General features: G+C 75.1%; 2 protein-coding genes. Both read left to right on the top strand.

What is annotated here, in order from left to right:
* A partial coding sequence (locus tag ACTUAL_RS21415) for a potassium-transporting ATPase subunit C (RefSeq protein WP_440901500.1) occupies window positions 1–509 on the top strand: 509 nt, incomplete at its 5' end.
* A 72-nt stretch (window positions 510–581) separates the two neighbouring features.
* On the top strand, window positions 582–2,464 hold a 1,883-nt coding region (locus tag ACTUAL_RS21410), incomplete at its 3' end, for a DUF4118 domain-containing protein (RefSeq protein WP_440901499.1).

Here is a 2,464-nt window from a genome sequence, read left to right as displayed (position 1 = left end):
TGCGCGTCCTGCTGGTGCTGACCGTCATCACCGGCGTGCTCTACCCCGCCGCCGTCTGGCTGGTCTCGCGCGTGCCGGGCCTGCACGCCAATGCCGAAGCCACCGGCACCGAGCTGGTCGTGGTGCCGCGCGAGGGCGACGGCTGGTTCCAGCCGCGCCCGTCGATGGCGACGCTGCCCGCGTCGGGCGGGTCCAACAAGGGCGAGCGCAACGCCGACTACGACGCGGTGGTCGCCGAGCGGCGCGCCGAGGTGGCGCGGCGCGAGGGCGTGGCGGAGGACGCCGTGCCGCAGGACGCGGTGACCGCCTCGGCCTCCGGGCTGGACCCGCTGATCAGCGCCGAGTACGCGGCGATCCAGGTGCCGCGGGTGGCGCGGGAGCGCGGGCTGCCGGAGGACGCCGTGCGGGCGCTGGTCGCCGAGGCGTCGGTGGGCCGCTCGCTCGGGTTCGTCGGCGAGCCGGGCGTCAACGTCACCGCCCTCAACCGGGCCGTCGACGCGGCGCGGTGACACCGACCGGGGGCCGCCCGCGCGGCGGCCCCCGGTCTTCCCCATTTTCTGATCTCGGGAGCGGGCGGGACCGTGGACAAGCGCAAGCGCGGCGAACTTCGCATCTACCTGGGCGCGGCGCCGGGTGTCGGCAAGACCTTCGCGGTGCTGGGCGAGGCGCACCGGCGCCGGGAGCGCGGCGCGGACGTCGTCGTCGCCCTGGTCGAGACGCACGGCCGCGAGCGCACCGCCACCATGGTCGACGGTCTGGAGGTGCTGCCCCGCAAGGAGGTCCGGCACCGGGGGACCACGATCACCGAGATGGACGTGGACGCGGTGCTGGCCCGCGCCCCCGAGATCGCCGTGGTGGACGAGCTGGCGCACACCAACGCCCCCGGCTCGCGCAACGCCAAGCGCTGGCAGGACGTGGAGGAGCTGCTGGACGCCGGGATCGACGTGCTGTCCACGCTCAACGTCCAGCACCTGGAGTCGCTCAACGACGTGGTGCGCCGCATCACCCGCGTCGAGCAGCGCGAGACCATCCCCGACGCGGTGGTGCGCCGCGCCGAGCAGGTGGAGCTGGTCGACCTGACCCCGGAGGCGCTGCGCCGCCGCCTGGCGCACGGCAACGTCTACGCCGCGCACAAGATCGACGCCGCGCTGGGCAACTACTTCCGGGTGGGGAACCTGACCGCGCTGCGCGAGCTGGCGCTGCTGTGGGTGGCCGACCAGGTGGACGTGGCGCTCCAGCGGTACCGCACCGAGCAGCGCATCACCGACACCGGGGTGGCCCGCGAGCGGGTCGTGGTCGCGGTGACCGGCGGCGCGGAGAGCGAGACCCTGATCCGCAGGGCCCGCCGCATCGCCGCGCGCGCCGGGGCCGAGCTGCTGGTGGTGCACACCATGCGCGGCGACGGCCTGGCCGGTTCCGCGCCGGGGTCGATCGCCGCGCTGCGCAAGCTCACCGAGGACGTCGGGGCCACGTTCCACATGGTCGTCGGCGACGACGTGCCCGCCGCGCTGCTGGAGTTCGCGCGCGGGGTCAACGCCACCCAGCTGGTGCTGGGCACCTCCCGCCGCACCCGCCTGGCGCGGGTGTTCGACGAGGGCATCGGCGCGGCCGTGATCGGGCAGTCGGGCAGCATCGACGTGCACATGGTCACCCACGACGAGTCGCGCCGCGCCCCGCGCTGGAAGGTCGACCGCAACCCGCTGACCGCGTCCCGCCAGGTCCTGGGCTGGTCGCTGGCGCTGCTGCTGCCGGTGCTGGTGACCGGGACCGGCACGGCGCTGCAGGAGCAGCTGGACTTCTCCACCGACCTGGTCGGGTTCTTCCTGGCCACGGTGGTGGTCGCGCTGGTCGGCGGGCTGGGCCCGGCGGTGGTGGCCGCGCTGGTGGGGGCGGTGCTGCTGAACTACTTCTTCACCCCGCCGTTCTACAGCCTCACCATCGCCACGCCGGAGAACATGCTGACGCTGGTGGTGATGGTGATCGTGGCGGTGCTGGTGGCGCTGGTGGTCGACCGGGCCGCCAGGCTGGCCGCGCAGGCCGCGCGCGCCAGCACCGAGGCCGCGCTGCTCGCCTCCTACGCGCGCACCGTGCTGACCAGCCCGCACCCGCTGGTGCGGTTGCTGGAGAAGGTGCGGGAGAACTTCGGCATGGAGTCGGTGGCGATGCTGGAGCGGGTGGACGGGCGGTGGCGGCGGGTGGCGTGCGTGGGCCCGAGGCCGTGCGACGAGCCGGAGGAGGCCGACGCGGACGTTCCGGTCACGGCGGACGTGCACCTGTCGCTGCGCGGGCGCCCGCTGCCCGCCGCCGACCAGCGGGCCCTGGAGACCGCGGCCGGTCAGGCGCTGCTGGCGCTGCGGCAGCAGCGGATGGCGGTCGAGACGGCGGACGCGCAGCGGCGGGCGGCGACCACCGAGCTGCGCACCGCGATCCTGTCGGCCGTCGGCCACGACCTGCGCACCCCGCT

This window comes from Actinosynnema sp. (genome assembly GCF_052038725.1).
Note: the sequence above shows the minus strand (reverse complement) of the source record. Positions and strands in the feature narration are given on the sequence as shown.